At 67.9% G+C, this 25,124-nt stretch carries 26 protein-coding genes and 1 tRNA gene; 14 read left to right on the top strand and 13 right to left on the bottom strand.

Annotation, left to right across the window (positions count from 1 at the left end; genetic code table 11):
- Window positions 1–13: 13 nt before the first annotated feature.
- Window positions 14–1,384 carry an MFS transporter gene (locus K0817_RS02285; RefSeq protein ID WP_253735148.1) on the bottom strand — a complete coding sequence of 457 codons (1,371 nt, stop codon included), beginning with the start codon at window positions 1,382–1,384 and terminating at the stop codon, window positions 14–16.
- 150 nt (window positions 1,385–1,534) lie between these two features.
- On the opposite strand from K0817_RS02285, the gene K0817_RS02290 reads away from it, so the two are divergent.
- Both K0817_RS02290 and K0817_RS18445 read left to right on the top strand, forming a co-directional pair.
- Window positions 1,535–1,625: transfer RNA gene (locus K0817_RS02290), tRNA-Ser, on the top strand.
- A 49-nt stretch (window positions 1,626–1,674) separates the two neighbouring features.
- Window positions 1,675–1,803, top strand: a complete 129-nt coding sequence (locus tag K0817_RS18445; protein ID WP_301339624.1) for a hypothetical protein — start codon at window positions 1,675–1,677, stop codon at window positions 1,801–1,803.
- Window positions 1,804–1,827: 24 nt separating this feature from the next.
- Here the strand turns inward: K0817_RS18445 and K0817_RS02295 are convergent, their stop codons facing one another.
- The 3 genes from K0817_RS02295 to K0817_RS02305 all read right to left on the bottom strand — a co-directional run bounded on the left by K0817_RS02295 (window position 1,828) and on the right by K0817_RS02305 (window position 4,465).
- On the bottom strand, window positions 1,828–2,037 hold the full coding sequence (locus K0817_RS02295) for a hypothetical protein (RefSeq protein ID WP_219979748.1): 210 nt from the start codon (window positions 2,035–2,037) through the stop codon (window positions 1,828–1,830).
- Window positions 2,038–2,100: 63 nt separating this feature from the next.
- The gene (locus K0817_RS02300) at window positions 2,101–3,411 is read right to left on the bottom strand and encodes an Nramp family divalent metal transporter (RefSeq protein WP_219979749.1); all 1,311 of its coding nucleotides are present in this window, start codon (window positions 3,409–3,411) and stop codon (window positions 2,101–2,103) included.
- 118 nt (window positions 3,412–3,529) lie between these two features.
- The gene (locus K0817_RS02305) at window positions 3,530–4,465 is read right to left on the bottom strand and encodes a dihydrodipicolinate synthase family protein (protein WP_219979750.1); all 936 of its coding nucleotides are present in this window, start codon (window positions 4,463–4,465) and stop codon (window positions 3,530–3,532) included.
- 216 nt (window positions 4,466–4,681) lie between these two features.
- Between K0817_RS02305 and K0817_RS02310 the strand changes: the two genes are divergently transcribed.
- The 4 genes from K0817_RS02310 to K0817_RS02325 all read left to right on the top strand — a co-directional run bounded on the left by K0817_RS02310 (window position 4,682) and on the right by K0817_RS02325 (window position 9,927).
- Window positions 4,682–5,668, top strand: coding sequence for a LacI family DNA-binding transcriptional regulator (locus tag K0817_RS02310; RefSeq protein WP_253735126.1), 987 nt, complete (start codon window positions 4,682–4,684; stop codon window positions 5,666–5,668).
- A gap of 98 nt (window positions 5,669–5,766) precedes the next feature.
- Window positions 5,767–6,714, top strand: a complete 948-nt coding sequence (locus K0817_RS02315; protein ID WP_219979752.1) for an RNA polymerase subunit sigma-70 — start codon at window positions 5,767–5,769, stop codon at window positions 6,712–6,714.
- Window positions 6,715–6,840: 126 nt separating this feature from the next.
- Entirely contained in the window at window positions 6,841–7,416 is a 576-nt protein-coding gene (locus tag K0817_RS02320) for a dihydrofolate reductase family protein (protein ID WP_219979753.1), read from the top strand.
- Window positions 7,417–8,073: 657 nt separating this feature from the next.
- A complete protein-coding gene (locus K0817_RS02325) occupies window positions 8,074–9,927 on the top strand; it encodes an ice-binding family protein (protein ID WP_219979754.1) in 1,854 nt (617 codons plus the stop codon).
- A 276-nt stretch (window positions 9,928–10,203) separates the two neighbouring features.
- Here K0817_RS02325 and K0817_RS02335 read toward each other — a convergent pair whose 3' ends face one another.
- The gene (locus tag K0817_RS02335) at window positions 10,204–10,581 is read right to left on the bottom strand and encodes a helix-turn-helix domain-containing protein (RefSeq protein WP_219979755.1); all 378 of its coding nucleotides are present in this window, start codon (window positions 10,579–10,581) and stop codon (window positions 10,204–10,206) included.
- 75 nt (window positions 10,582–10,656) lie between these two features.
- Here K0817_RS02335 and K0817_RS02340 point away from each other — a divergent pair, with 75 nt between their 5' ends.
- Window positions 10,657–11,055 (top strand): nuclear transport factor 2 family protein, encoded by a 399-nt coding sequence (locus tag K0817_RS02340; protein ID WP_219979756.1) that lies wholly within the window; start codon window positions 10,657–10,659, stop codon window positions 11,053–11,055.
- Window positions 11,056–11,075: 20 nt separating this feature from the next.
- Here the strand turns inward: K0817_RS02340 and K0817_RS02345 are convergent, their stop codons facing one another.
- Together K0817_RS02345 and K0817_RS02350 are read right to left on the bottom strand one after the other, a co-directional pair.
- Window positions 11,076–11,267, bottom strand: a complete 192-nt coding sequence (locus K0817_RS02345; RefSeq protein ID WP_253735127.1) for a hypothetical protein — start codon at window positions 11,265–11,267, stop codon at window positions 11,076–11,078.
- A gap of 9 nt (window positions 11,268–11,276) precedes the next feature.
- The gene (locus tag K0817_RS02350) at window positions 11,277–12,146 is read right to left on the bottom strand and encodes a TIGR03620 family F420-dependent LLM class oxidoreductase (protein ID WP_253735128.1); all 870 of its coding nucleotides are present in this window, start codon (window positions 12,144–12,146) and stop codon (window positions 11,277–11,279) included.
- Between the two features lie 283 nt (window positions 12,147–12,429).
- Between K0817_RS02350 and K0817_RS02355 the strand changes: the two genes are divergently transcribed.
- Entirely contained in the window at window positions 12,430–13,527 is a 1,098-nt protein-coding gene (locus K0817_RS02355; RefSeq protein WP_219979758.1) for an acyl-CoA desaturase, read from the top strand.
- Between the two features lie 8 nt (window positions 13,528–13,535).
- Here the strand turns inward: K0817_RS02355 and K0817_RS02360 are convergent, their stop codons facing one another.
- Together K0817_RS02360 and K0817_RS02365 are read right to left on the bottom strand one after the other, a co-directional pair.
- Window positions 13,536–14,453: a helix-turn-helix domain-containing protein gene (locus tag K0817_RS02360; RefSeq protein WP_219979759.1), complete on the bottom strand. Its 918-nt coding sequence runs from the start codon at window positions 14,451–14,453 to the stop codon at window positions 13,536–13,538.
- 42 nt (window positions 14,454–14,495) lie between these two features.
- Window positions 14,496–15,704, bottom strand: a complete 1,209-nt coding sequence (locus tag K0817_RS02365; protein WP_219979760.1) for an MFS transporter — start codon at window positions 15,702–15,704, stop codon at window positions 14,496–14,498.
- Window positions 15,705–15,849: 145 nt separating this feature from the next.
- Here K0817_RS02365 and K0817_RS02370 point away from each other — a divergent pair, with 145 nt between their 5' ends.
- From K0817_RS02370 to K0817_RS02380, 3 genes are read left to right on the top strand one after another with little or no spacing between them, the layout of a single operon-like run.
- Window positions 15,850–16,719: an SDR family NAD(P)-dependent oxidoreductase gene (locus K0817_RS02370; RefSeq protein WP_219979761.1), complete on the top strand. Its 870-nt coding sequence runs from the start codon at window positions 15,850–15,852 to the stop codon at window positions 16,717–16,719.
- A gap of 19 nt (window positions 16,720–16,738) precedes the next feature.
- Window positions 16,739–17,209 (top strand): MerR family transcriptional regulator, encoded by a 471-nt coding sequence (locus tag K0817_RS02375; protein WP_219979762.1) that lies wholly within the window; start codon window positions 16,739–16,741, stop codon window positions 17,207–17,209.
- Between the two features lie 37 nt (window positions 17,210–17,246).
- Entirely contained in the window at window positions 17,247–17,747 is a 501-nt protein-coding gene (locus tag K0817_RS02380) for a nucleoside deaminase (protein WP_253735129.1), read from the top strand.
- Window positions 17,748–17,750: 3 nt separating this feature from the next.
- Here the strand turns inward: K0817_RS02380 and K0817_RS02385 are convergent, their stop codons facing one another.
- Window positions 17,751–18,119, bottom strand: a complete 369-nt coding sequence (locus K0817_RS02385; protein WP_219979763.1) for a MarR family winged helix-turn-helix transcriptional regulator — start codon at window positions 18,117–18,119, stop codon at window positions 17,751–17,753.
- A 93-nt stretch (window positions 18,120–18,212) separates the two neighbouring features.
- Here K0817_RS02385 and K0817_RS02390 point away from each other — a divergent pair, with 93 nt between their 5' ends.
- Both K0817_RS02390 and K0817_RS02395 read left to right on the top strand, forming a co-directional pair.
- On the top strand, window positions 18,213–19,646 hold the full coding sequence (locus K0817_RS02390; protein WP_253735130.1) for an MFS transporter: 1,434 nt from the start codon (window positions 18,213–18,215) through the stop codon (window positions 19,644–19,646).
- Window positions 19,647–19,709: 63 nt separating this feature from the next.
- The gene (locus K0817_RS02395) at window positions 19,710–20,675 is read left to right on the top strand and encodes a squalene cyclase (RefSeq protein ID WP_219979765.1); all 966 of its coding nucleotides are present in this window, start codon (window positions 19,710–19,712) and stop codon (window positions 20,673–20,675) included.
- Between the two features lie 52 nt (window positions 20,676–20,727).
- On the opposite strand, the gene K0817_RS02400 is transcribed toward K0817_RS02395, so the two are convergent.
- Window positions 20,728–22,461 (bottom strand): FAD-dependent oxidoreductase, encoded by a 1,734-nt coding sequence (locus K0817_RS02400; protein WP_219979766.1) that lies wholly within the window; start codon window positions 22,459–22,461, stop codon window positions 20,728–20,730.
- Window positions 22,462–22,537: 76 nt separating this feature from the next.
- Between K0817_RS02400 and K0817_RS02405 the strand changes: the two genes are divergently transcribed.
- On the top strand, window positions 22,538–23,473 hold the full coding sequence (locus tag K0817_RS02405; RefSeq protein WP_219979767.1) for a LysR family transcriptional regulator: 936 nt from the start codon (window positions 22,538–22,540) through the stop codon (window positions 23,471–23,473).
- A gap of 30 nt (window positions 23,474–23,503) precedes the next feature.
- On the opposite strand, the gene K0817_RS02410 is transcribed toward K0817_RS02405, so the two are convergent.
- Together K0817_RS02410 and K0817_RS02415 are read right to left on the bottom strand one after the other, a co-directional pair.
- On the bottom strand, window positions 23,504–24,448 hold the full coding sequence (locus K0817_RS02410; RefSeq protein ID WP_219979768.1) for a PDR/VanB family oxidoreductase: 945 nt from the start codon (window positions 24,446–24,448) through the stop codon (window positions 23,504–23,506).
- Window positions 24,449–25,096, bottom strand: a complete 648-nt coding sequence (locus K0817_RS02415) for an MSMEG_1061 family FMN-dependent PPOX-type flavoprotein (protein ID WP_219979769.1) — start codon at window positions 25,094–25,096, stop codon at window positions 24,449–24,451.
- Window positions 25,097–25,124 lie beyond the last annotated feature (28 nt).

Consider the following 25,124-nt stretch of genomic DNA (forward strand, 5'->3'; position numbering starts at 1 on the left):
CCGTCACCGTTGGTCAGGGCTGGCGATCGTCGGCGTCCGTGCGCGCTGGATTGCGAATCCCGAAGAAGCTCGTGATCCCGCCCGCGATCATGAGCACCGCCGTGACGATGGCGGCCCGGTGGAAGCCGTCGAGGTCGAGTGAACCGCCGACGATGGCCGCGAGCGCCGCGATCGCCACCAGGCCCGCGACGCGCGCGACGGCGTTGTTGACGGCAGAGGCGATGCCGGATCGCTCGGATTCGATCGCGCCGAGGATCGCGGATGTCAGCGGCGCCACCGTGAGCGCCAAACCGATGCCCATGACGATCATGCTGGGCAGCACCTGCCACCAGTAGGAGAAGTCACCGGCCACGGTGAGCAGGAGCAGGGCGCCGATGCCCATCGTGATCGGGCCGATCGTCATGAACAGACGTGGACCCCAGCGGCCGCTGAGCGCGCCGGCTCTGGAACTGAAGAGGATGAGGAGGATCGTCATCGGAAGACTCGCGAGGCCGGCTAGTGTCGCGGGCAGCCCGGCGCCCTGCTGCAGGTACACGACCACCACGAAGCCGTTGAGCGACAGTGCGGCGTAGATGAAGAGCGTCGCGATGTTGCCCGTCCAGAAGTTGCGCACACGGAACAGGTCGAGCGGCAGGATCGGGCTGCGCGCGAACCGCTGCCGCAGGATGAAGCCGGCGAACAGGGCGATGCCGGCGAGGAGGGGGATCCAGATCGCGGGGGAGCCCCAGCCGAGGTTCGGCTGCTCGATGAGCGCGAACACCATTGCCCCGAGGCCGAGCGTGCAGAGGATCGCCCCGAGCCAGTCGATCGAGGCATCCGGTTGGCGAACGTCGCGGATGCCGCCCCGTGCCAGGAGCACCAGTGTCGCCGCGATCGGGAGGACGTTGATGAGGAACACCAGCCGCCACGACAGCAGGTCGACGAAGACGCCGCCGATGAGCGGCCCGACGATCATCGCGGTCGTGGTCATCGCGGTCCAGGTGCCGATCGCGCGGCCCTGCGCCGCCCCGGTGAAGTTCGAGGTGATGAGGGCGAGTGAGCTCGGGACCAGGAACGCGCCGGCTGCGCCTTGCACCGCGCGCGCGACGATGAGGAACTCCGCCGTCGGGGCAGCCGCGATCGCCACCGACGCGATGCCGAATCCGATCAGCCCGATGCGCAGCACCAGGACGCGTCCGTAGGCGTCGCTCACCGATCCCGCGACGAGGATGAGCGCGCCGAGGGTGATCAGGTAGGCGTCGACGACCCACTGCTGTGTGGTGAGGCCGCCGCCGAGCTCATCGCTGATCGCGGGCAGCGCGACGTTCACGACGGTGCCGTCGAGGAACGCCACGAACGAGGCCAGGATCGCGATCCACAGCACGGAGCGCTGCGTCGCCGTCATGCGCGACGTCGTCGCGAGGGGGTTTTCGGCCACGGGATCACCGTAGACCCGCCCTCCGACCCCGGGGTCGTTGCGACCGAATTCGAGGCGCCCATCGACCGCGCCGCCCCGGATTCGCGGCATCGCGCGGTGTGTCGTAAACTCGACGGCGGTGACGTGTCCGAGCGGCCGAAGGTGCAACTCTCGAAAAGTTGTGTAGGGTAACCCCCTACCGTGGGTTCAAATCCCACCGTCACCGCCAGAGAAACCCCTGATTCATCAGGGGTTTTTCCATTAGCCGGTCATCGACAGTGACCGCTCGGACGCGCGGGGTGCTCGGGCACGGGGCGCGCTTCGGTGGACACGAGGCGAACATCGAGGCGTTCACCGAGACGCAGTGGGTGACTGTGCAGGCCGGCATCGCTCGCTACCCCTTCTGAGCAGCGAGCGTGACGTCGCCTTCACTACGTCGCACTCGCTGACGCCGCCATTACCACGCATACCAAACCGATGAAGCCAATGACGATCGATTTCACCTCGCCGGCGGACCGACGGCGGGCGCGGATCCACGGCCTGCGAATCCTCCCGTTTTCATCCATGCGGACGTTACGCACGAGGAGGCCGTTCAGCACCCGTTCGGCGAGATCGCGCGCTGACGTCGGTGTGTTGATCATGGCGCAAGATCGATGAGCCCCTCGGACGGGTGGCATCCGAGGGGCCGATCGTGAGCCGGGTTCTCAGCCGACGAGGAACAGCGTGACGAACAGGCGAATCGACAGTGCGAGCACAGCCATGAGGCCGACGATCCCCAGCGCGTTCTGCCACCAATGGTTCTTCATGTCGCCCATCAGCGAGGGCCGGTTGGCCATGATGATGATGAGCGCCGCGAGAACCGGCGCAACGAAGATCGTGAGCGCTTGAGCGATGACGATCAGCTCAATGGGGGACGCCTGGAAGATGAGTGTGACGATGATGCCGAAGGCAAGGATGCTGGCGCTGATGACCTTCGCGGTCGGCGAGCTCGATGAGGCGCCGCGCCCGAGTCCATCCGAGAGCATCGTGCCGCCGGCGGTCGCGTTGGCGATCATGGAGGAGAAGGCGGCACCGAAGAATCCGATGGCGAAGATCGTGGACCCGATCGGCCCCGCGAGGGGCTCGAACACTCCCGCGAGGGCGACGATCGTGGATGCGGCTTCGCCGGTCTTGCCGAGGACGGCCGCGGCGACAACGATCACGAGCGCCGTCATTATCCCCGGGGCGACGATGCCCGGGATGGTGTCGACGATTGTGACGTCGCGGTAGTCGGCCTTAGTGCGGCCACGCTCTTTGGTCCCGTACGACGTGTAGAACGCAGCATTGATCGAGAAGTTCGTTCCGACCAGCGCGACAACCAGCAGCCAGGAGCCGTCAGGGACGGTCGGGATGAGACCCGATGCCGCAGCCGCCCACGACGGGTTGGAGAGGAACGCCGAAACGATGAACGCGATCGCCATCAGCGCCACCATCGCGACGAGGACCTTCTCGATGACCCGATAGACGTTGCGCAGGAGCAGCAGCGTGGCAACGGCGACCGTGCAGACGATCGTCCACATGACAGGGCTGCCGCCGAAGAGCATCGACAGACCGAGGCCGGATCCGACCGCGTTGCCGACGGAGAAGCAGAGGGTGATGAGGAAGATGCCGACTCCGGCGAGGACCCCGACCCACTTTCCAAGGTGGTCCTTGATCGAGGCGATCAGTGACACCGGGGATCTGATGCCGAGCCTGACGCTCATGTCCGTGAGGAAGATCATGAGGATCGTCGAGACGACGATGACCCAGATCAAGGCGAACTGGTAGCCGCTTCCCGCCTGGACGGCGGTGGTGAGGTTGCCGGGGCCGAACTGCCAGGCCCCCGCGACGAAGGCGGGCCCGATGAGGGCCAGGTGCTGCCAGAAGCTGCGGCGTGTCCTACGCGTGTCGACGATGCTCTTCATCGTCTCAGTCGAGACGCGGCCGTAGCCAGTGCCGGGGGTTGTGGAGGTGTGACGGGTGGTGCGCTCGCTCATGGTGGGTCTCCTTCATTGGAGGGCGGCAGGGCCGCCAGTCGTCATTGACTGGGTACCGCTCGGTGGCGGGTGGTGCACAGGGGGCGGCGGCCACCTCGGCCGCCGCCCCGTCGAATCGTCAGGCCGGCACGGCGACCGTGCCGAGGCCGGCCGACGCGAACGCCGCGGCGATCTCGGCCGGCGCGCCGTCGGGCAGCGGGAGCAGCGGGGTGCGGACGGTCGCGTGGTCGAGGATGCCGCGGTTGACCAGGCCCCACTTGAGTGCGACAGTCCCCTCCATGTGAGACCCGCGGTGGTAGACGCTCTTGGTCACTGGCAGCAGGCGCTCATGGATCGCATGCGCCGCTGCGTAGTCCTTGGACTTGCCGGCGGCGATGAGCTCGACCAGCGGTTCAGGCGCAATGTTGCCGTACCCGACCAGGAGCCCGTCGACATCGAACATCGTGGGAAGGAGATACTCGTCATGGCACGAAAGGATCTGCAGGTCGGGGTACGCGGCACGGAGCGCGGGGATATCGGTGTACCAGCGGCGCATGTTGCGGACGCCGTTCTTCGTGGCGAACACGCCCTCCTGCCCGGCGATCTCGATCTGCGTATCGAGGTCGTAGCTGGCCTTGGTGTTGTCGGGGTACTGAAACAGGATGAGGGGCAGCCCGGATTCGTCGTAGATCTCCTGGTACCGGGTCTGTGGGGCACCCTTCTGATACCCGAAGCGGAGCCAGCCGTGCGAGGGGTAGACGAGACCGGCCGCGGCTCCGGCACCGACAGCGGCCTTCGCCTCGAGCGCCGCAGTCTTGTTGCCCTCTTTGGTGATTCCGGCGATGACGGGCACGCGGCCATCGGTCGACGCGACGAACGCGCGGATGACATCGAGCTGCTCGTCGTCGGTGAGAAAGGTCCCCTCGCCGGCGTGGCCGAGCACGACGAGGCTCTTGACGCCGGCGATCGAGCCCAGCCAGGAGCCCAGCCGCTCGATGGCCGCGTAGTCGACGTCGCCGTCTTCGGTGAACGGGGTGACGGGAGCGGGGTTCAGTCCGCGGATGTCGAGAGTCATGATCTGCCTTCCTAGTTTCGCTTCGTCGGGGTCCAACGCAGATGAGAACGTTATCGGGAACGTTTGCAGGAACGATTGCAAGTATGCGAACAAGATGCGCCTATGTCAACTCCTCCAGCGAAATTGGTTCTGGACGCCGCCCGCGGTGCGCAACGAGCCAGCGCAATAGACTCGCCACAGCATGTATCGGAGGTGACAGTGGCGGAGAGGCGCTCAGTGACCCTTCGCGACGTCGCGGAAGCCGCGGGAGTGAGCATCTCGACCGTCAGCCGGATCCTCGACGACCGCACGCCGAACTCGCGCTCGGCAACGGCCGATCGGGTGAGGCAGACCGCCGACTCGCTGGGCTATCGCCGCAACGCCGCCGCCTCCGGCCTCCGCCGCGGTGCGACGGGCACGATCGGCGTTCTCGTGCCCCGACTGTCGGACACGGTGATGGCGCTCATGTTCGAGGCGATCGAACGCGTCGCCCGATCACGCGGGTACTTCGCCGTCGTCGCCACGGCCGGCGACGAACCGGACGACGAGCGGCGTGCGACAGAGACTCTGCTCGACCGGGGAGTGGACGCCGTCGTGCTCGCCACCGCCCGTCTCGACGACAAGCTGCCCGCGTCGCTGCGGGAACGTGGCATCCCTCATGTACTCGTCCTCCGCACCGACGGGGTGAGCCCTTCATCGCTCGGAGATGACGAGATGGGCGGGTACCTCGCCGTGCGGCATCTCGTCGATCTCGGCCACCGCGAGATCGCCGTCGTCACGGGGCCGGACTTCACCTCCAGCGCACGATCCCGCCTCGCAGGCGCTCGGCGCGCCGTAGCCGAAGCAGGCCTGGAGCTCGATCCGCGGCGGGTTGTGTCCGGTGGCTACGGTGTCGACGACGGTGTGGTCGCAGGTGCGTACCTTTTCGGCCAGACAAGCCCGCCTACGGCGATCTTCGCCGCCAACGACAACATCGCACTAGGCGTGATCACCGCGGCCAACAGCGTCGGCTTGACGATCGGTGCGGATGTGTCGATCGTCGGCTACAACGACATCCCACTCGCCAGTCGCCTATCCGTTCCGTTGACGTCCGTCCGAGTGCCCTTCGACCAGATCGCCGCGACGGCCTTCGATCTACTTCACGAGCCATCGAGCGGGAATGCGGCCGTACGGCTCGCATTTCCCAGCCTGGTACCCCGGGCCTCGACGACACGGGTTCGCTGAGTGCCAGTCAGGCGCCGGTGGATCGAGTTCCATATGAGGACCGCTGTCCCTCCCACGGGCAACACGGCCAACGACGATCCGACTTGAGGAAGGTAGTCATGGCGACCGATCTCGTCGATCAAGCCGGGTTGGAACGTGCCGTCGAACGACACCGGCGAGAACTGCACGTCCACTGCTACCGGCTGCTCGGATCATTCGAGGAGGCCGAGGACGCCGTCCAGGACGCCATAGTCCGGGCCTGGGTCAATCGCGCTTCGTTCGATCGCGGCGACAACCTGCGCGCCTGGCTTTACCGCATCGCGACCAACGTCTGCCTGGACGAGCTGCGGCGCCGGAAGCGCACACCGCAGATCCACTCGCTCGCCGACACCCCGTGGCTCCAGCCGTACCCGGATCACCTTCTGGACGCCCTCGCCCCGTCGGAGCGGACACCCGATGAGATTGTCGCCGCGCGCGACACGATCGAGTTGGCCTTCGTCGCCGCGCTCCAATTGCTGCCGGCGCAACAGCGGGCAGTCCTGATCATGCGTGACGTCATCGGATGGTCCGCGGCCGAAGCCGCCGACATCCTCGACACCAGCGTTCCCGCCGTGAACAGCGCGCTCCAGCGTGCGCGGGCGACCATGCAACGGCATCGGCCGGAGCCGGACAACGAGCGACGGGCCGGTCTAAGCGCGGAGGAGCGCGCCCTGCTGGGTCGGTACATCGCTCTCCACGAGAACCCGGATCCGGCAGCAATGGCCGCTCTGGTCCGGGACGACGTCCGTGTGACGATGCCTCCCCAGCCCATCTGCTTCGAGGGCTGGGAGGCACTCGCGCCCCTGCATGAGAAGGCCTTCGGGCCGGGTGGCCTGGGCGAGTGGAAGCTGCTCCCGACGTCGGTGAACCGCATGCCGGCGGCCGCCTGCTACCTACGTCCGCCCGGCGAAGAACGATTCAAGGCCTTCAAGCTCGACGTCTTGAGAGTCGAGGACGACCTCGTCGCGGAGATCACGACGTTCGAGCGCGTCGTGTTCGCCTGGCTCGACCTCCCGCTCGAACTCTGAGGGTCCTAGCGAGAAACGGGGGCAGGTCGCGAACAACAATCCGTAGGACCGATGAGTTCACCACACCGTCGACGTTGTATCAGGAGACGCGCGGGATAGGCCTGCGCGGCTTCGAAAGGACACAACATGAGCATCCTGGTCGCTGACATCAGCATCTCTCTCGACGGCTACGTCGCTGCCGCCGGCCGGACACCGGACGAGCCGATGGGCCCCGGTGGCGAGCGCCTGCATGAGTGGATGGGATCCGACGAAGGACAGAACCTGCTGGGTCAATACATCGGTGGGCTGGGCGCCGTCATCACCGGCCGCCGGACATTCGATGACTCCCTCCCCTGGTGGGGCGCGGACGGACCCACCGGGCCGGCACGCCGCCCGGTGATCGTGATCACTCACGAAGCACCGCCGGCTGCACCGGAGGGCGGCGTGTATCAGTTCGTCACGACCGGCATCGTAGAGGCTCTCGACCAAGCTCGTATGGCTGCCGCGGGAGACGTTGTCTGCGTGATGGGAGGAGCCGACGTGATCCGCCAGTACCTGAACGCTGGACTCGTCGACGAGATCTCCCTACATGTGGCGCCCGTGCTGCTGGGCGCGGGAACCGCCTTGTTCGATGGTGCCCCCGAACGCCAACTGCCCCTCGAGCGGCTGAGCGTCGTCGACACGGCGACGGCGCTCCACGTGCGATACCGCGTGAACCGCTGACGGGGTCACCGGGGTCGCTGGCCGCCCGCTCGGCACAGCGCTGCGCCTCTTCTGAGCCTTGATCCACCGTCTGGGTGGCTTTGCGTGAGGCGTGTCAGGGCGCCGCGTCCGCCGGCGGGCTCGGCTGGCAGTCGAGGCAGCGGGTGCGGAGTCCGTCGGGCTCGCGGACCGCGGTAGCAAAGCTGTCGAGCGAGAGGGTTTGTGCGCATCCGGGGCAACGTTTGGTGCCGTCAGGGTGGCGTTCACGTTGGGCGTGAGCGATCTCGGCGGGGGTGCGAGCCGCTCGTCTTGCCCGATCATTTCTCTGCTTGATTCGGTTGAGCACGGTGCGCTCTTCGTCGGTGAGTGGAGTCCTCGGTTTGATGGGTGCTCCTTCGCGGCAGTGTCGGGCATTCCGACGCCCTGGGAGCGTGGCTCCCGGCGAGAGCTTCCGGACTGACTCCGTCGTCGTCCTCTCTGAGCCTAGGCCCCTGCGCGAGGATTCCGGCTCGCCGGTTGCGGATCTGCGCTCAGGATCGTTCCGGCGGCTGACCAACGGTACGGCATCGGGGCCGGTGGCGATAGCCCGTAGAGGTGACGTGGCCCGCCGCCTACGGTTGAGATGGCTCATTTCGGGCTGTGTTCCTCCGCATCTCGGAGGATGAATAGGTGGTTCCCATGGGAACCCACACGACCATTGACTCCCGCCGGATCACTCCAGGGCGTCGCTTTCGAACTCCCGCTGCCGCGATCGGGGTGATCGGTCTCACGCTCACAGCATTCGCTGTGTCGGTGCCGAGTGCCTACGCCGCCACCGCGCCCGGCTTGGGTGTTGCCGCGTCTTTCGTCGTCCTCGGCGGCTCGACCGTGACCAACACCGGCACGAGTGTTCTCTACGGGGATCTCGGTGTCGCCCCCGGCACGGAGATCACCGGCTTCCCTCCCGGCCTGGTGGAAGGCGGGGAGATCCACGCGAACGATGCTGTCGCGCAGGGCGCCAGAGCCAACCTGACCAACGCCTATAACGTTGCCGCCGGTCAACCCTCGGATTTCGACATCGTGGGCGACTTGGGCGGGCAGACGCTCGTGGCCGGAGCATATAGCGCTGAGACCTCGGCCGGGCTGACCGGCGCCTTGACGCTGGACGGCCAGAACGATCCCGATGCGGTATGGCTGTTCCAGATCGGATCCACGCTCACAACAGGCACCGACAGTTCCGTGAATCTGATCAATCAGGCGCAGGCGTGCAATGTCTTCTGGCAGGTGGGAAGTTCCGCGACCCTGGGGACGAGCACCGACTTTGTCGGAACCATCATGGCCCTGACCTCCATCAGCCTCGTCACCGGGACTACCGTCGAGGGGCGCGCGCTCGCAATCAACGGAGCCGTCACCCTCGACACCAACATCTTCACTCTCCCTGGGTGTGAAGATGTCGATCCGGGCGTGGATGCAGAGGCCGATGGGGACGCTGACGCCGCAGTTGATGCGGATGCCGCAGTTGATGCGGATGCCACAGACGCCGATTCCGATGGGGCAACGGATGCCGATGCCGCAGTTGATGCGGATGCCACAGACGCCGATTCCGATGGGGCAACGGATGCGGATGCCGCAGTTGATGCGGACGCCACAGACGCCGACTCCGATGGGGCAACGGATGCCGATGCGGATGGTTCTGTTGATGGCGCCACGGATGCCGATGGTGGGACTGATGCGGATGGTTCTGTCGATGGTGCCGTGGATGCTGCGGATGCCGATGCGGATGGTTCTGTTGATGGCGCCACTGATGCCGATGGTGGGACTGATGCGGATGGTTCTGTCGATGGTGCCGTGGATGCTGCGGATGCCGATGGTGGGACTGATGCGGATGGTTCTGTCGATGGTGCCGTGGATGCTGCGGATGCTGCGGATGCCGATGGTGGGACTGATGCGGATGGTTCTGTCGATGGTGCCGTGGATGCTGCGGATGCCGATGGTGGGACTGATGCGGATGGTTCTGTCGATGGTGCCGTGGATGCTGCGGATGCTGATGCTGGGACTGATGCGGATGGCTCCGTTGACGCTGGCGCGGATGCGTCAGATGCGGACGGCTCAACTGATGGGCTCGACGCAGCTGATGCCGATGCGGATACCGACGCCGATGCGGATGCGGACAGCGGGACTGATGCGGACGGTTCAACTGATGGGCTCGACGCAGCGGATGCCGATGCGGATACCGACGCCAATGCGGACACCGACGTCAACACAGATGCCGACGTCAACACAGATGCGGACGCCGACGCCAACCTGGATACCGACGCCAATACTGCTGCGGACGCCGGTGCAGATACCGACGCTGATGCGGACGCCGTCACAGGAGGGCCCGGCACCGGGACCGGCGTCGATGCTCCCACGGGATGGAATGACGCGACCGGCGACAAGATGCTGCCGGCCACGGGTGCGAGCCAGGCGCTGTGGATGGTGCCACTAGGAGCTCTTCTCCTGACGGCGGGAGCCTTCCTCGTGCTGAAGCGGCCGACGCGTACCGCGCGCTGATGTGATGCCGGTGTGTGGCCCCGCTCTGGTGGCCACACACCGGTCACGCGCGCCGCTCGTCCCTGCTGGGCATGGTCCGGTTCGGATTCGGCGGTGTCGCCGCCCCGTTCGTCGGAGTCGCCGGCGCTCTCAGCATCCTGCCGCTGGGCATCGTCACCGTCGCCACCGTCATCCTCGCCGCCGCCGCGAGCCTGCTGCTCGTTCGCCGGCATCCGCCGCCCGGCGCCCGGGCAGGCGTCGATGCGTCCTCGGAAGCAGGCGCCGGCATCCGCCGCCCTACGCCACCGGTCGATCGTCGTAGGAATCTCGAGCAGCCAGCACTTCCTCGATGTGCTGCTCCGCCCAGACGCCCAGGGCGGTCAAGGGCTCACGTAGGGTCTGCCCGAGTGCAGTCAGTTCGTATTCCACTCGAGGGGGCATCTCGTCGTACGCGGTGCGTGTGACGATTCCGTCGCGCTCGAGGTCGCGCAACGTGGACGAGAGCACTTTGCCGCTGATTCCGGCGACGACGTCGCGGATGGTCCCGAAGCGGGCGGGTCCGTCGCTGAGGGCGATGACGATCATCGCCGTCCACTTGTTGGCGATCCTGGCCAGCGAGGTGCGCGACGGGCACGTGGCCAGCATCACGTTCCAGACCGGTGTGGTCGACTCCATCCGAACCTCCACAGTTACGTTGAGGTAACAGGTTACCAATTGGAACCATAGGAGAACCAACCCAAAGGAGTCGATATGACCGACCACACCCCGGCATCCGTTGCCGCCACCTATTTCGACGCGCTCGCCAGCGGCGACATCCCGACCGTCATGGCCCAGTTCGACGACTCGGTCATCTGGCACCAGCCCGGGGCCAACCAGTTCTCGGGCGTGCATCGGGGCATCCGGGGAGTGGGCGCCCTCCTCAGCGGAATGATGACGGCCAGCGAGGGGAGCTTCCAACTCGCCGCCTCGGGGCCCTCGATGGTCAACGGGGAGCTTGTCGCGGTGCCGGTTCGGTTCACCGGAAGCCGCTCGGATGCCGCCATGGATATGGCCGGCATCGACCTTCTCACCGTCCGTGACGGCAAGATCGTCGAGGTCCACCTGTTCTCGGAGGACGGCGCTTCCGAAGACACGTTCTGGGGTCGCTGAGTCACCGGACGGGAAGACCTTCAGGCGTCGGCAGCCTCGACCATTGCCGCATGCCTGGTCACCGGCTCCTGGGCACGCTCGGCCCACTCATCCCAGACCGGTTCGAGGGGCGAGCCGTGCGTGTGGTCCGAGAGGTGTCGCGCCATCGCGCCGGGGCGATCGAGCTCGAGGTCTTTCGGTCGTGTCGGTGGCCGGAACCCGACGGCGAGCACGGAGTCCCCTCACCCTTCCGGAATTGACCGATGGGCGGCGGGTCCCGTGAGCCGAAGTTCGACGGCGAGCTTGCTCAGCGCGGCGACGATGCCCTCGATGGGTTGCACCTGCACGCAGACATGGTCTGCCCCGGCGTCGATGTGCGCCCGGATGCCCCGGGCGATGCTCGCGGGATCGCCGTGCAGGACGATGGCATCGACAAGCCGGTCACTGCCTCCGCCTGCGAAGTCATCGTCCGAGAAGCCGGCCCGCCGCATGGTGCGGCTGTAATTGCTGAGGCTGAGGTAGCCCTGCAAGAAGTCGCGCGCCGCTCGCCGGGCCGCGACCGGATCCGGGTCGACCACCACCGTCTGCTCCGGCGCGATGAGCGACCCGGGTCCGAGCGCCTCCCTCGCCTCGCGCGTTTGGGGCGGCACGGTCAGATAGGGGTGCGTGCCCGCGCTACGGTCCGCTGCGATGGCGAGCATCTTCGGCCCGAGAGCCGAAATCACGCGGTCATGGGATGGGACCGCGCCCGCGTCGAGAACGTCGAGGTAGCGGGAGATCGCGTCCAGCGGACGGGTGCGCTGCGGCGTCGCCTCTCGGTGGCCCGATCCGATACCCAGGAGGAGGCGTCCAGGGTGGCGCGAGACGATCCGGTGGTAGGAGTCGGCGAGTTCGGAGGGGTCGGACTTCCAGATGTTTACGATTCCGGTCGCGACGACGACGGATTCGGTGCCGTCAAGCAGGTCTTCGGCAGCGCGGAGATCGGATCCTGGTGAACTGCCTTGCCAGATGGTGCCGAATCCGAGTTGTTCGATGGTCCGTGCGAGCGGGACGTCGATTCCGTTCTTTCCTCGCCATACTCCGTAGGCTCCGAGACGTTCCGTCCAGCTCATGTGGGATTTCCGATCGAGGTAGGGCGTTCGCGGGTCAGGGCGGAATCCAGTCTCGCGCATCAGCAACGCCCCGTGCTCAGAGGACGGAGCTTCCGAAGACGCGGTCTGGGGTCGAAAGGCCAGAGCACCCGGCATCCGTCGGCCGCGCCAGCCCGTCGACTGGGAAGTCGCCGATAGCCCGTTGCTTCTGAGGTTCACGGGCGTAGCCTGAGCAACAGGGATGTCCCAGACCCGGCATCGTCGGATCGCACGCTCGTGCGGCCGGAAGATCGGGGCTGAGACGATGACCGACCAACTCTCCCGGGGCGTCCGCCCCGTTACGCCACGTCGTGACCGAGGTGTCAACGACTTCACCGAACTCGCGAAGGTCATCGGTGAGAGCGGGCTGATGCGACGCCGCTACGGCTACTACTGGACCAAGCTCATCGGTGCGGTCGTGGTGCTGGCGGCTGCGATCTCGGCCTTCATCATGATCGGCGACACGTGGTGGCAGCTGCTGACCGCGGGGGGATTGGCGGTCCTGTTCACGCAGATCGCGATGCTGGGCCATGACGCTGCTCACCGGCAGATCTTCGTCTCAGGTCGATGGAACGACTGGACGTCGTTGATCCTGGGGAACCTGCTCGTGGGCATGAGCTACGGGTGGTGGCAGCACAAGCACACCCGGCATCATGCGAATCCCAACAAGATCGGGGCCGATCCTGACATCGAGCTGCCCGTCGTGTCCTTCACTCCCGACCAGGTGAACGAGCGCGCGCGCAGACACGGACGAGCACTGGCGTGGGTGATGGCGCATCAGGGGCTCTTCTTCTTCCCGATCCTGCTGCTGGAGGGGCTCTCGCTGCACGCGTCGAGCGTTCGCCGCGTTTTCGAGCGCGCGCCCCTGCGGCGGCGGGCGGTCGAGATGGTCTTCCTGGCCCTGCGCATCGGCGGATACCTCGTCCTGGTGTTCCTCGTGCTCTCGCCGGGGATCGCGGCCGCGTTCCTCGCCGTCCAGCTCGGCGTCTTCGGCGTCTACATGGGCATGGCATTCGCACCGAATCACAAGGGGATGCCGCTCGTCCCCGCGGACGTCAAGCTCGATTTCCTTCGCCGACAGGTGCTGATGAGTCGCAACATCCGGGGCAGCCGGCTGCTCGACGTGGGGATGGGCGGGCTGAACTACCAGATCGAGCACCACCTGTTCCCCTCGATGCCGCGCCCGCACCTGCGGGCGGCATCCCGCACCATCAAGGAGTACTGCCTCGACCACGGCGTGCGATACACCGAGACCGGACTGTGGGAGTCGTACGCCATCGTCACGCGGTACATCAACCGGGTGGGGCTCGGTGAGCGCGATCCCTTCGAATGCCCGCTGCTGCAGACCCGTCAGGCTGTGTGAACGAAGGTCTACGCGAGGGCCGGCGCGCTGTGAGTCTGGCGCCACATCGAGGGTGGCATCCCGACGCTGCGGCGGAAAGCGCGGCTGAAGCCCTCGTCCGAGGCGTACCCGAGCTCGCGCGCGATCGCCGATACGGGCAAGCCCGACTCGAGCATCCGCTTGGCGGTGTTCATCCGCACCTCGGTGACGTAGCTGCCCGGTGTGCTCCCCAGCGTTGCGCGGAAGCGCGCGGCGAACACCGAGCGCGACATGGCCCCTACCGACGCGAGCAGCTCGACGGTCCAGTCCCGGCCCGGCTGTTCGTGGATCGCTTCGACGACGCGGTCGAGGAACGGATCCTTCGCGCCGGCGGGCCAGCCCTCGGGCGCGCAGCCGTTCTCGGCCCAGGCGCGGATCACCGAGAGGAGGACGGTGGTCGCCATCATGCGGCAGATGACGGGGTCGCCCGAGCGCAGCGCGCATGCGGCGGGGTCGTCCATCCCCATGTTGGCCGCGAGAGCGGCCGCGGCCGGCTCGAGGCCGACGAAGTCGGTGACCGTGATGACATCGGGCAGCACCGTGGCCAGTCCGCGTGCGGTGTCCGACAGCTCGAGCTCGAAGACGACGAGCGACGCCGAGGCATCCGGCTCCAGCAGGAACTGCCGTCCGCCGAGCGTGATGAGCGCATCCCCCGTGACGAGGCGCGATCGATCGCCCTTGGCCGTGGCGGAGATCTGCTGCGACGAGCGATCGACGTCCAGACGGCATCCTGCGCCCAACGGGGGGTGCCCGCGCACGATCCCCTCGGCGACGTAGACGAGCGTCACCGCGGTCGACGAGATCGGCAGCACGGCCGCGGGCTCGAGCTCGATACGACGGGCCACGCTCATGCGCACGTCGACGGAGGAGAGCACCTGAGTCAGGGCATCCGAATCGACCATCGCCATGCGAAGGCGCAACGTGCGGTCGGTGGCGCCTATTCCAGAAGGTCAGCTTCTGGTGCGGTTCGACACCCCGAAGAGCCCTGCGCCGACGACCAGCATCGCCGCGCCGATCACGTAGACCAGCTCGACGCCGACGTTGTCGACCAGGAACCCGCCGACGGCCGCGGCGATGGCGATGGCGCCCTGGAAGCCCACCACGACGAGGCTGCCGCCGGCCTCGAGGCGGTCGGGCATGCGATGCCCGATCCACGTGTTGACCACGATCAGCCACGAGGCGAAGAAGAACCCCCACACGAACGCGACGACGGCGATCGCTGCCACCGAACCCGAGAGCAGCAGCATCGCCAGCACCGAGGCGGCGATCACCAGCGGCGTGAGCACCGCGAAGAACGCGAAGGATCGGTCGACGACCATGCCGATGACGATGTTGCCGATCAGCCCGCCGGCGCCGAACAGTGCCAGCAGCAGCACGACGGTCCCGGCATCCACCGATGCTGCTTCCTGCCCGATCTGCATGCGCTCGAGTGCGAGCCGAATGTAGGTGTACGCCAGGAAGTGGCCGAGCACGACGAGGATGTGGCCGATGAGGCCGAGCGTGATCCCGGGCCTGCGGGCGGTGTCGGCGAGGATCGCGAAGCTCGACGCCGGCGCAGGCGGCACCGAGGGCAGCAGCAGGCGCATCGCGATGGCGAGCAGGCCGGTCACCACACCGGCGAGCGCGAACACGACGCGCCAATCGAGCATCGTGCTGAGCATGACGCCGATGGGTACGCCCGCGACGGTGGCGAGCGATGCCCCGGCCGACGAGAACATCACGGCGCGTCCGAGTCGGTCGGGGCCCGCGATGCGCGCCGCGACCGTGATCGACATCGCCCAGAACGCACTGATCGCAGCGCCCAGGAAGAAGCGCGCCAGCAGGACGATCACCAGGTTCGGGGCGATCGCGACGACGAGGTTGGACACGGCGGCGGCAACGGCCATCCACGCGAGCAGCGAACGGCGATCCAGGCGCGGGAAGACCAATCCGACGGTCGGGGCCACGACGAGACCGACCAGGGCCGTGACCGTGACGGTCTGCCCGGCCATCCCGGGGCTCACGCCGAGGCCCGACGCCATTTCGGTGAGCACGCCGTTGGGAAGGAACTCCGCGGTGACGAGCAGGAAGCTCATCAGCATCATGGCGATCAGCGCGCCGTAACGCAGCTTCTCGACGGACGACGCGGGGACGACGGGGAGGGACGCGGTCGTGGACATGGTTCCACCGTCGCATCGAGACGGGGCCTGTGCCCGACCGGCCGTCCGCGGCATCCGACCGATCGTCCGAAGGAGAGGGACCGCCGGCCACGAGGCAGTACGCCGGCTTGCGTTCGAGTGCGCTCGAACCCCTACCGTGTGGGGCATGACGAGCGACGAGACGAAGACCTGGATCATCACGGGTGCGAGCTCAGGCTTGGGTCTGTCCCTGGCCGAGGCCGCCCTGGCGGCGGGCGAGCGGGTCGTCGGAACCGCGCGTCGCGTCGACCGGTTCGACGGGCTCATCGGCCGGTTCGGGGATCGAATGGTCGCGGTTGAGCACGATGTGCGCGATTCCGCAGACGCGGCGTCCGTGGTGGAGCGGGCGATGGACGCGTTCGGCCGCATCGACGTGCTCGTCAACAACGCGGGCACCGGCCAGGTGGGTGCCGCGGAAGAGGTGACGGATGCGGCATTGCGCGACATGCTCGACCAGCACCTCTTCGGTCCGGCGGCCTACGTGCGGGCAGTCCTTCCGCACCTGCGCGCGCAGCGTTCGGGCGCGATCGTGCAGATGAGCAGCCAGGGAGGGCGGATGTCGTTCCCCGGCGTCGGGAGCTACTCGGCCGGCAAGTTCGCCCTCGAGGGGTGGTCGGAGGCGCTTGCCGGAGAGGTCGCCCCGTTCGGGATCCGCGTGCTGATCGTCGAGCCCAGTCGTTTCCGCACGGCGTTCAACGCCGCCGGCGTGCTGAACACCGCCGACCCGCACGCCGAATACGACGGCGTCATCGGGGCGGTTCGCGCCAACATGGCGGACGCCGACGGTGCACAGGAAGGAGACCCGACGCGCGCGGCGACGGCGATCCGCGAGATGCTCGCCCGGCCGGAGGCGCCGTTGCGTCTGCCGCTCGGGGCCGAGGCTGTCCGCAACCTCACCCGGACCTACACGCGTTCCCTTGCCGACGTCGAGAGATGGGCGCGCGTGAGTGAGTCGGCCGACTTTCCGGGGATGCCTCCTGCCGCACGCGCGTTCTGACCCCCGTAGCATGACGCCCATGGCCACCGAAACCCTCCTCGAACGCCTTCTCGACGCCACGGGCGAGCCTGCGGATGCCGGCCTCGACGCGCTCCTGACATCGCTCGAAGATGTGGCGGCGGACGTCTCGGCGCCGATGACGGTGGGTGCGGCGGCGCAGTGCGTGGGAGTCTCGCCTCACACGCTCAGGTACTACGAGCAGCAGGGCCTGGTGCGACCGCCGCGCAATGCGTCCGGGCATCGCGAGTACGGTGCGGCCGATCTGCGACGGCTGGTCTTTCTCACACGCATGCGGCTCTCCGGCATGACGATGAGGGATCTCACCCGCTATATCGCTCTCGTCGAGGAAGGGGCTTCGACCATCCCGGAGCGCCGGCAGATCATGCGCGCCCAGCGCGACCGACTCACGCGAACGATCCGCGAACTCACCGTCGCGCTCGAGACGACCGAGTACAAGCTCCGCGTCTACGACGGTCACCCCGAAGACTGAGCGCGGCACGGCGCATGAGGAAGAGAAAGGGCCGATTGTGGAACCACTGACCACGCCGCCGGATGACGAGTACCTCCGGCGGTGCGTCGAGCTCGCGGAACGTGCGCTCGAAGCGGGCGATGATCCCTTCGGCTCGGTGCTGGTGGACGACGAGGGGGTCGCGCTCGCCGAGGCGATGAACCGCGAGACGACCGACCGCGATCCGACCGCGCACCCTGAACTCCACCTCGCGCAATGGGCGATCGCGAACCTGACGCCCGAGCAGCGCGCCGCGACGACGGTCTACACCTCGGGCGAGCACTGCCCGATGTGCGCGGCGGCACACGCCTGGGCCGGACTCGGCCGGATCGTCGCGGCCGTATCGAGCGAGCAGCTGGCGGACTGGCGGGCGTCGTGGGGTCTGCCGGTGGGCCCGGTGCGCGCGCTCCCCGCCGCCTTCGTCGCCCCCGCCGTGCACGTGATCGCGCCGGTGCCCGCGTTCGAGCAGCAGATGCGCGCTCTGCATGAGCGTGCCGCGCGGCGGAGCCAGGAAGGCTGAGGCTCAGCCGAGCTCGTCGGCGAGCAGTGAGCGGTAGACCTGCTGCGCCTCGGCGTGCACCTCGGAGCCCTTGTCGGTCATCTCGACGACCATCGAACGGCGATCGAACCCGCACTCCATGCGTTCGACCAGACCGGCCTTCTGAAGACGGTCGACGATGCGCGACAGCGCGCTCTGGGTCATCGGAGTGCGCTGCACGAGATCCCGCATCAAGCACTGGTCCTGCCGGTCGGCGGCGACCAGGTCGAGGATCTCGAACTCGCTCAGCCCCAGATCGCATCGCTCATCGAGGGCCCGCTCCAATGCCGACGCCGTCGAAAGGTAGGTGGATTGCAGCGAGCGCCATCGCTCCACCACATCGCTCTGAGCCATACCGTCATCGTACCCGGAAACGCATGTTGTGGCATTGCATGCGTAAGAATTCAATGTTGACACAACCTATGACGAAGCATGTATCTTGACCGAGTGACTTCAACGACTCTCCGGGTGGTCCCCACCCTCGCCCCCGACTCCCAGCGCTGGACGACGCGCACGTGGCTGCTGCTCCTGGTCGTGTGCATCGTCATCGCTCTCGATGGGCTCGACGTCTCGATGGTCGGCGTCGCGCTGCCCGCCATCGGCACCGAGCTGTCGCTCGAGACCGGCACGCTGCAGTGGATGGTGTCGGCATACGTACTCGGTTACGGCAGCCTGCTGCTGCTCGGCGGGCGTCTGGCCGATCTCTTCGGCCGCCGGCGGATCCTGCTCATCGCCCTCGCCGTCTTCGCCGCGGCATCCCTCGCCGGCGGACTCGTGAGCGATCCGTCGATCGTGATCGCCTCGAGGTTCATCAAGGGCATCGCGGCCGCCTTCACCGCGCCGGCCGCGTTCTCGCTCATCACGACCAATTTCGCGGAAGGTCCGTCGCGCAACCGCGCCATCTCGATCTTCACGACCTTCGCGGCGAGCGGATTCTCGCTCGGCCTCATCGTGGGAGGTCTCATGACCTCGCTCAGCTGGCGCTGGACGTTCCTGTTCTCGGTCCCGTTCGCCGTCGCAGCGCTGGTGCTCGGCATGTTCTTCATCCCCCGCGATCGCGTCGCGAAGACCGGTGGCCACGACGTCTGGGGTGCCGTGACCCTCGCCGTGGGCATGCTCACCCTCGTCTACACCGTCGTCTCAGCGCCCGAGGTCGGGTGGGGCTCGGTCCAGACGATCGTCGGGCTGGCCGCTGCCGCACTGGTGCTCGCCGCGTTCGCGATCATCGAGCTGAGGGTGCGGCATCCCCTCATCCGCTTCGGCATCCTGCGCGAGGGCTTCGTCGCCAGGGCGAACATCAGTGCGATCGCGCTGTTCGGCTCCTACGTGAGCTTCCAGTTCATCCTCACGATCTACCTGCAGTCCGTGCTCGGCTGGCCGCCCCTGAACATGGCCCTTGCGCTGCTGCCCGCGGGGCTCGTGGTGGTCGCGACGGCACCGTTCGCGGACCGGATGATCGCTCGAATCGGATCGCGGCTGCTCATCACGGTCGCGCTCGGCGCGCTCTCGCTCGGCTACCTGCTCTTCTTGCGCGTGGGAACAGACCCGGTCTACGTGGTCGACATCCTGCCGTCGGTGCTGCTGCTGGGCGCCGGGTTCGCGCTGGGCTTCCCCGCCATCCAGGAACGCGCGACCGCGGGCATCTCCAACGACGAGCAGGGTCTGGCGGCGGGTCTGGTGCAGAGCAGCTCGCAGGTGGGCGCGGCCCTGGTCCTCGCCGTGACGACGGCGCTCATCGCGGGCGGCGGGCACACCGCCGACGCAAGCGCCGCGCAGATGCTGGACGCGTTCCGCCCGGGGCTCGTGCTGTCTACGGCGGTCGCCCTCGCCGGGTTCGCGGTCGCCCTCGCGCCGCGTCGGCGGGCTGCCCGCCGCGCTTAGGCAGGCCCAGGCCGCCCCGACGTCGGGATGCCGTATGTCGGCGCACGCGGGTACCCTGCCGCCATGACCGATCAGCGCGTGCTCGACTGGCTGCTCGACTCGGACCCCGCCCTGCGCTGGCAGGTCGAACGAGACCTCGCCGGCGCGGGGCCCGACGTGTGGCAGGCGACCAAGGCGCGGGTGGCGACGGAAGGCTTCGGCGCGCGGCTGCTCGCCGAACAGGGCGACGACGGCCAATGGGCGGGCGGTGCGTTCTTCCCGGCGGGATTCTTCGGCAGCCCCGAGGCCGACGAGCCCGGGCAGCCGTGGGTGGCGACGACGTGGGTGCTGAAGGACCTCCGCGAGTGGGGAGTGGATGCCGCAACCCTCACCGGAACCGCCGACAAGCTCGCCGCGAACAGCCGGTGGGAGTACGAAGACCTGCCGTACTGGGGCGGCGAGGTCGACGTCTGCATCAACTCCTACACGCTCGCGAGCGGGGCGTGGCTGGGCGCCGACGTCTCGCGGCTCGTCGGCTGGTTCCCCGAGCATCGCCTGGCCGACGGCGGCTGGAACTGCGAGGCCGAGGAGGGCGACTCGGTGCGCTCGTCCTTCCACTCCACCCTGAACGCCGCGCGTGGCATCCTCGCCTACGAGCGGATCACCGGCGACACCTCGATGCGCGATGCCCGCCACGGCGGCGAGGAGTACCTGCTCTCACGCCGCTTGATGTTCCGTGCGACGACGGGGCAGCCCGTGGGTGACTTCGTGAGCCGCTTCGTCTACCCGAACCGCCACCGCTACAGCGCCCTCACCGCGCTGGATCACTTCCGCGACGTCTCGCTGGTCGAGAAGACGGTTCCCGATCCGCGCCTGTCCGAGGCGGTCGAGCTCGTGCGGGCGGCACGGCAGGCCGACGGCACGTGGCTGCAGACGACACCGCTCCCCGGCCGCACGTGGTTCGACGTCGACGTCCCCGAGAGGCAGCCGTCGCGCTGGCTCACGCTGATCGGCACGCGGGTGCTGGACTGGTGGGATGCCGCGGCCTGACGCCGACCCGCTGCCACGGGTGGCGGCATCCGGCATCACCGCCCGTGAAGAGCTACTCCACGAGCTTGCCGGCGACCGACACCTCGTGCATGAGCTCGGCGATGTGGGCGGGGATCGGCGGGATCTCTTCGCGTACGACACCCGTCGCAGGCGACCACACGAGGTTCACCTGCAGTTCGGGATCGAGGTCGGGATAGTCGCTGCGGTTGTGGCAGCCTCGTGTCTCGCGCCGTTCCAGCGCGGCCTCGAGGGTGGCGCGCGCCGCCAGGGCCGCGGACTTCAGATCGAGCGCGTGCGCGAGGTCGTGGTAGCCGGCGATGTCGGGGTGCACGCCGATGTCGGCCATGCGCGCCTCGATCGCGTCGAGCTCGGCGAGCCCGGTGAGCAGCCCCTGTTCGTCGCGCACCACGCCGGCGTGCTCGGTCATGGTGTCGCGGATGGCGCGCTGCAGGGCGCGTACGTTCTCGGTTCCGGATGCCGCGAGCAGGTCCGCGATCTCGGCGCGGGCGTTCTCGACTGCGGCCTTCGACCGGGTCTGCGCGGGAAGTGACGCCGAGTACTCGGCGGCGGCCTCACCGACGATGCGTCCGAAGACGAGCAGCTCGATGAGGGAGTTGCCGCCGAGGCGGTTGGCTCCGTGAAGACCGGAGGACGCCTCGCCGATCGCGTAGAGACCGGGCACGTCGGTGGAGTGGTCGGACGAGCGCACCCACACTCCGCCCATCGAGTAGTGCGCGGTCGGCGCGATCTCGATCGGCTCCTGGGTGATGTCGAGCATCTGCAACTCGAGCATCGTCTGGTACACGCGGGGCAAGCGGGTCATGATCACCTCGCGCGGCAGGTGCGACACGTCCAGCCACACCCCGCCGTTCGGCGTGCCACGGCCTTCCTTGATCTCGGTGTAGCACGCGAGTGCGACGCGGTCGCGGGTCGACAGCTCCAGCCGCTCGGGGTCGTACCGGTGCATGAAGCGCTCGCCGAGCCCGTTGCGCAGAATGCCGCCCTCCCCGCGTGCTGCCTCCGAGATCAGAGTGCCGGCGGCGTTCTCCGGCTCGATGATGCCGCTCGGGTGGAACTGCACGAGCTCGGGGTCGCGCAGTCTCCCGCCTGCTTCGACGGCGAGCCGGAACGAGTCACCCGTGTTCTCGTCTCGTCGCGACGACGTCCGGCGCCAGATGCGGTTGTGTCCGCCTGCCGCGAGGATCACGGCATCCGCGTGGATGAGGTAGCGCGTGCCGTCCTCGAGATCGAAGCCGTACGCGCCGAAGACGGCACCGTCGTCGTTCACGAGGATGCGGGTGACGTACACGGTGTCGAGGATGGGCACCTGCAGCTGGGCGGCGCGGTTGATCAGCGTCCGCTGGATCTCGAGCCCCGTGTAGTCGCCGGCGAAGGCGGTGCGGCGGTAGGTGTGGGCGCCGAAGAATCGCTGCGAGATGCGGCCGTCCTCCTCGCGTGCGAACGGCATTCCGTATCGCTCGAGGTCGGCGATGCCGCGGGCAGCACCCGAGGTCACGGTCTCGACCGTGTGCGGATTGGCGAGCAGGTAGCTCTCTTTGAGGGTGTCGGCTGCGTGCTGCTGCCAGCTGTCGGCGGCATCCATCGTGCCGAGGGCCGCGTTGATGCCGCCGGCGGCCAGCGATGTGTGCGCATCGGACTTGGGTCGCTTGCCGAGGGCCAGCACGTCGACACCGGCTTCGGCCAGTTCGATGGCGGCTCGCAGTCCTGATCCCCCGGTGCCGATCACGAGGACGGTGGTGGACAGCTGACGCTCTGAGTTGGTCACCTCTCCACGCTAAGCAGCGACGGTCGATAACTCCAATGCATCTTTGTCGTGCAAACGATGCGAATAGGCTATCGATGTGAACCTCGAGCAGCTGCAGAGCTTCGTCACCGTGGCCGACCTCGGCAACTTCACGCGCGCGGCAGAGCAGCTGCATCTGGCGCAGCCGTCCTTGAGCCGCCAGATCTCGGCGCTGGAACACGACTTGGGGGCCGCGCTGCTGCATCGTGCGCGTGGCGGCAGCACACTGACCCCCGCCGGCGAGTCACTCCTGCCCCTGGCGCGCCGCATGCTCGCCGATGCGGAATCCGTGCGCCGCGAGCTCGCCGAGATCGCGGGCCTGGAGCGCGGGCGAGTACGCCTCGGTGCGACGCCCACGCTGTGCGTCAGCCTCGTCGCCGAGGCTCTCAGCGCATTCCACTCCGCCTACCCGGGGATCGACCTGCACCTGTCCGAGCAGGGATCGCGTCGCCTGCTCGAGGAGCTGGCCGGCGGCGAGCTCGACCTGGCCCTGATCACGACGTCGGGCGGGGCATCCGTCGATCGCTTCGTCGTGGAGCCGCTGCTCGTGGAAGAGCTCGTCGTCGTCTCGTCGAGCACTGCCGCGCCGGTGACGTCTGGTGATGCCATGCGGCTGAAGCAGGTCGCTCGGTTGCCGCAGATCGTCTTCAGCTCGACCTACGACCTGCGGCGCACGACCGATGCCGCCTTCCGCGCTGCCGGGCTCACGCCCGAGACCGTCATCGAGGGCGCGGAGATGGACGCCGTCCTGCGGTTCGTCGAGCGGGGGATCGGTGTGGCGATCGTCCCCGCGATGGTGCTCATCGATCGGCCCGGCCTGCGGTCGGTGCGGCTGACGGAGCCCACTCTCACCCGCACGATCAGCATCGCGCGCATGGCCGACATGGCGCCGTCGGCCGCGGTCGAAGTGATGCGCCAGACGATCGCTCGCACCGCGACCGCGCTCGCGGCGCGTGCCGGAGCGACCATGAGACTCGCGGATGCCCCCGCCTGAGCTCCCCTCACTGAGCCTGCGAGGCGAACATCACACGTCGAGCGTGAGCGTCGTGTCGATGGCACGCGAGACGCAGGGATAGATGAGTCCCGACCCATCGTCGGTGCCGAGCGAGTCCCGGTGCTCCGCGCGCCCCCCGAGAAGCGGGACGGCGCAGGTTCCGCATACGCCCCGCAGACAGGAGGCCGGCACTTCGATATCGGCCTTCGCCAGAGCGAGGAGCAGCGTGGAATCGGTGGGAACCTCCACCGTCTTCTCGGAGCGAGCGCAGGTCACGGTGAACGGCGTGTCGGGGAGGAAGTCCTTCCGCACGGGTTCGAACCTCTCGGTGCGCAGCGTGGAATCCGACGGCAGCAGAACGGCGTGATCGTCCAGCGAGTCGAGCAGGCGTTGGGGCCCGCACGCATAGACATCGGTGCCGGGACGGACGGCGGTCAAGAGCTCAGCGGTGTCCAGCCGCCCCTCCTCGCTGCTCGCGTGGATTCGCACGCCCTCTCCGAGGGCTGCGAGTTCCGTGGCGAACGCGACGTCTTCGCTGCGGCGCACGAGGTATACCAGCCGCCAGTCTTCGCCGCGAGAAGCCAGGTGACGCGCCATCGCGAGGATCGGGGTGATGCCGATGCCGGCCGCGATCAGGAGGTAGGACGCAGCGCCGGCGAGGGGGAACAGGTTGCGCGGGGGCCTGGCGTACACGCGCGCGCCGACCCGGAGGAACGAGTGGATGTAGTGCGACGCGCCGCGTGAGAGCTCTTCGCGAAGGACGGCGATGCGGTAGCTGCGGTCATCGTGCGGGTCGCCGCACAGGGAGTACTGTCGCTCGTGCCGAGTGAGCAGCTGCACGTCGATGTGGGCGCCAGGCTCCCACGGCGGAAGCGGTTCGCGGCGCTCGCTCTCGAGGCGGATGCTGACGATCGTCGGGGTCTGGGCTGTCAGCTCACGCACCACGAGCGGCAGCATCCCTTGCCGGCTGTGCATTCAGTAGAGCTCTCGATAGCCGAGTCGAACGTTCTGATCGATCAGCTCGCCCACCTGCTCGTCCAGGCCGGACGTGCTCGCCCAGATCTGGCCGGCGTGAGGAACCTCTGCGGCCAGATCCTGCATTTCGGGGTCCCAGAGACCGGCCCGCAGGAGTGCGCGTCCGCAGTGGAGGTACACCTGCTCGGTGCGCACCACGATCGCGAGGTCGGGGATCGAATGGTCCTGCTCGAGCATCGACAGCAGGCCCGGGTCATCGGTGATGAACGCGCTGCCGTTGATGCGCAGCGTCTCGCTCATGCCCGGGACGAAGCACAGGAGTCCGACGTGGCCGTTGGACACGATGTTCTGCATCGAGTCAGCGAGCTTGTTGCCGAGTCGGTCGGGGATCGCGATCGTGCGGCTGTCGAGGGGCCGCACGAACCCCGGGTAGTCGCCGCGCGGCGAGCAGTCGCAGGCACCGGACGCGTCCGACGTCGAGAGGCAGCAGAACGGGGAGTGCGCGAGGAATCTGAGGCAGTTCTCGTCGAGGTGGTCGGTGATCTTCGCGTAGGCAGCGGGGGTCGCCTCGCCCAGCGCCGAGCGGATCTGCGCAAGGTCGAGAGCACGCATATCGTCCACGGCGAGCAGCGACGTGCGATCTGTCATGCGTCCGGTCCTTCCCTCTCGTGAGCCC

Source organism: Microbacterium sp. HD4P20 (assembly GCF_019449275.2).
Classification (GTDB): Bacteria; Actinomycetota; Actinomycetes; order Actinomycetales; family Microbacteriaceae; genus Microbacterium.

Coding starts and splice junctions, on each gene's coding strand:
- K0817_RS02295 (WP_219979748.1), bottom strand. CDS start 2,037: ATGATCAACACACCGACGTCAGCGCGCGATCTCGCCGAACGGGTGCTG.
- K0817_RS02335 (WP_219979755.1), bottom strand. CDS start 10,581: ATGGAGTCGACCACACCGGTCTGGAACGTGATGCTGGCCACGTGCCCG.
- K0817_RS02365 (WP_219979760.1), bottom strand. CDS start 15,704: ATGTCCACGACCGCGTCCCTCCCCGTCGTCCCCGCGTCGTCCGTCGAG.
- K0817_RS02350 (WP_253735128.1), bottom strand. CDS start 12,146: ATGAGCTGGACGGAACGTCTCGGAGCCTACGGAGTATGGCGAGGAAAG.
- K0817_RS02410 (WP_219979768.1), bottom strand. CDS start 24,448: ATGCACAGCCGGCAAGGGATGCTGCCGCTCGTGGTGCGTGAGCTGACA.
- K0817_RS02395 (WP_219979765.1), top strand. CDS start 19,710: ATGACCGATCAGCGCGTGCTCGACTGGCTGCTCGACTCGGACCCCGCC.
- K0817_RS02340 (WP_219979756.1), top strand. CDS start 10,657: ATGACCGACCACACCCCGGCATCCGTTGCCGCCACCTATTTCGACGCG.
- K0817_RS02385 (WP_219979763.1), bottom strand. CDS start 18,119: ATGGCTCAGAGCGATGTGGTGGAGCGATGGCGCTCGCTGCAATCCACC.
- K0817_RS02415 (WP_219979769.1), bottom strand. CDS start 25,096: ATGACAGATCGCACGTCGCTGCTCGCCGTGGACGATATGCGTGCTCTC.
- K0817_RS02320 (WP_219979753.1), top strand. CDS start 6,841: ATGAGCATCCTGGTCGCTGACATCAGCATCTCTCTCGACGGCTACGTC.
- K0817_RS02285 (WP_253735148.1), bottom strand. CDS start 1,384: ATGACGGCGACGCAGCGCTCCGTGCTGTGGATCGCGATCCTGGCCTCG.
- K0817_RS02325 (WP_219979754.1), top strand. CDS start 8,074: ATGGGAACCCACACGACCATTGACTCCCGCCGGATCACTCCAGGGCGT.
- K0817_RS02355 (WP_219979758.1), top strand. CDS start 12,430: ATGACCGACCAACTCTCCCGGGGCGTCCGCCCCGTTACGCCACGTCGT.
- K0817_RS02370 (WP_219979761.1), top strand. CDS start 15,850: ATGACGAGCGACGAGACGAAGACCTGGATCATCACGGGTGCGAGCTCA.
- K0817_RS02315 (WP_219979752.1), top strand. CDS start 5,767: ATGGCGACCGATCTCGTCGATCAAGCCGGGTTGGAACGTGCCGTCGAA.
- K0817_RS02305 (WP_219979750.1), bottom strand. CDS start 4,465: ATGACTCTCGACATCCGCGGACTGAACCCCGCTCCCGTCACCCCGTTC.
- K0817_RS02375 (WP_219979762.1), top strand. CDS start 16,739: ATGGCCACCGAAACCCTCCTCGAACGCCTTCTCGACGCCACGGGCGAG.
- K0817_RS02360 (WP_219979759.1), bottom strand. CDS start 14,453: ATGGCGATGGTCGATTCGGATGCCCTGACTCAGGTGCTCTCCTCCGTC.
- K0817_RS02300 (WP_219979749.1), bottom strand. CDS start 3,411: ATGAGCGAGCGCACCACCCGTCACACCTCCACAACCCCCGGCACTGGC.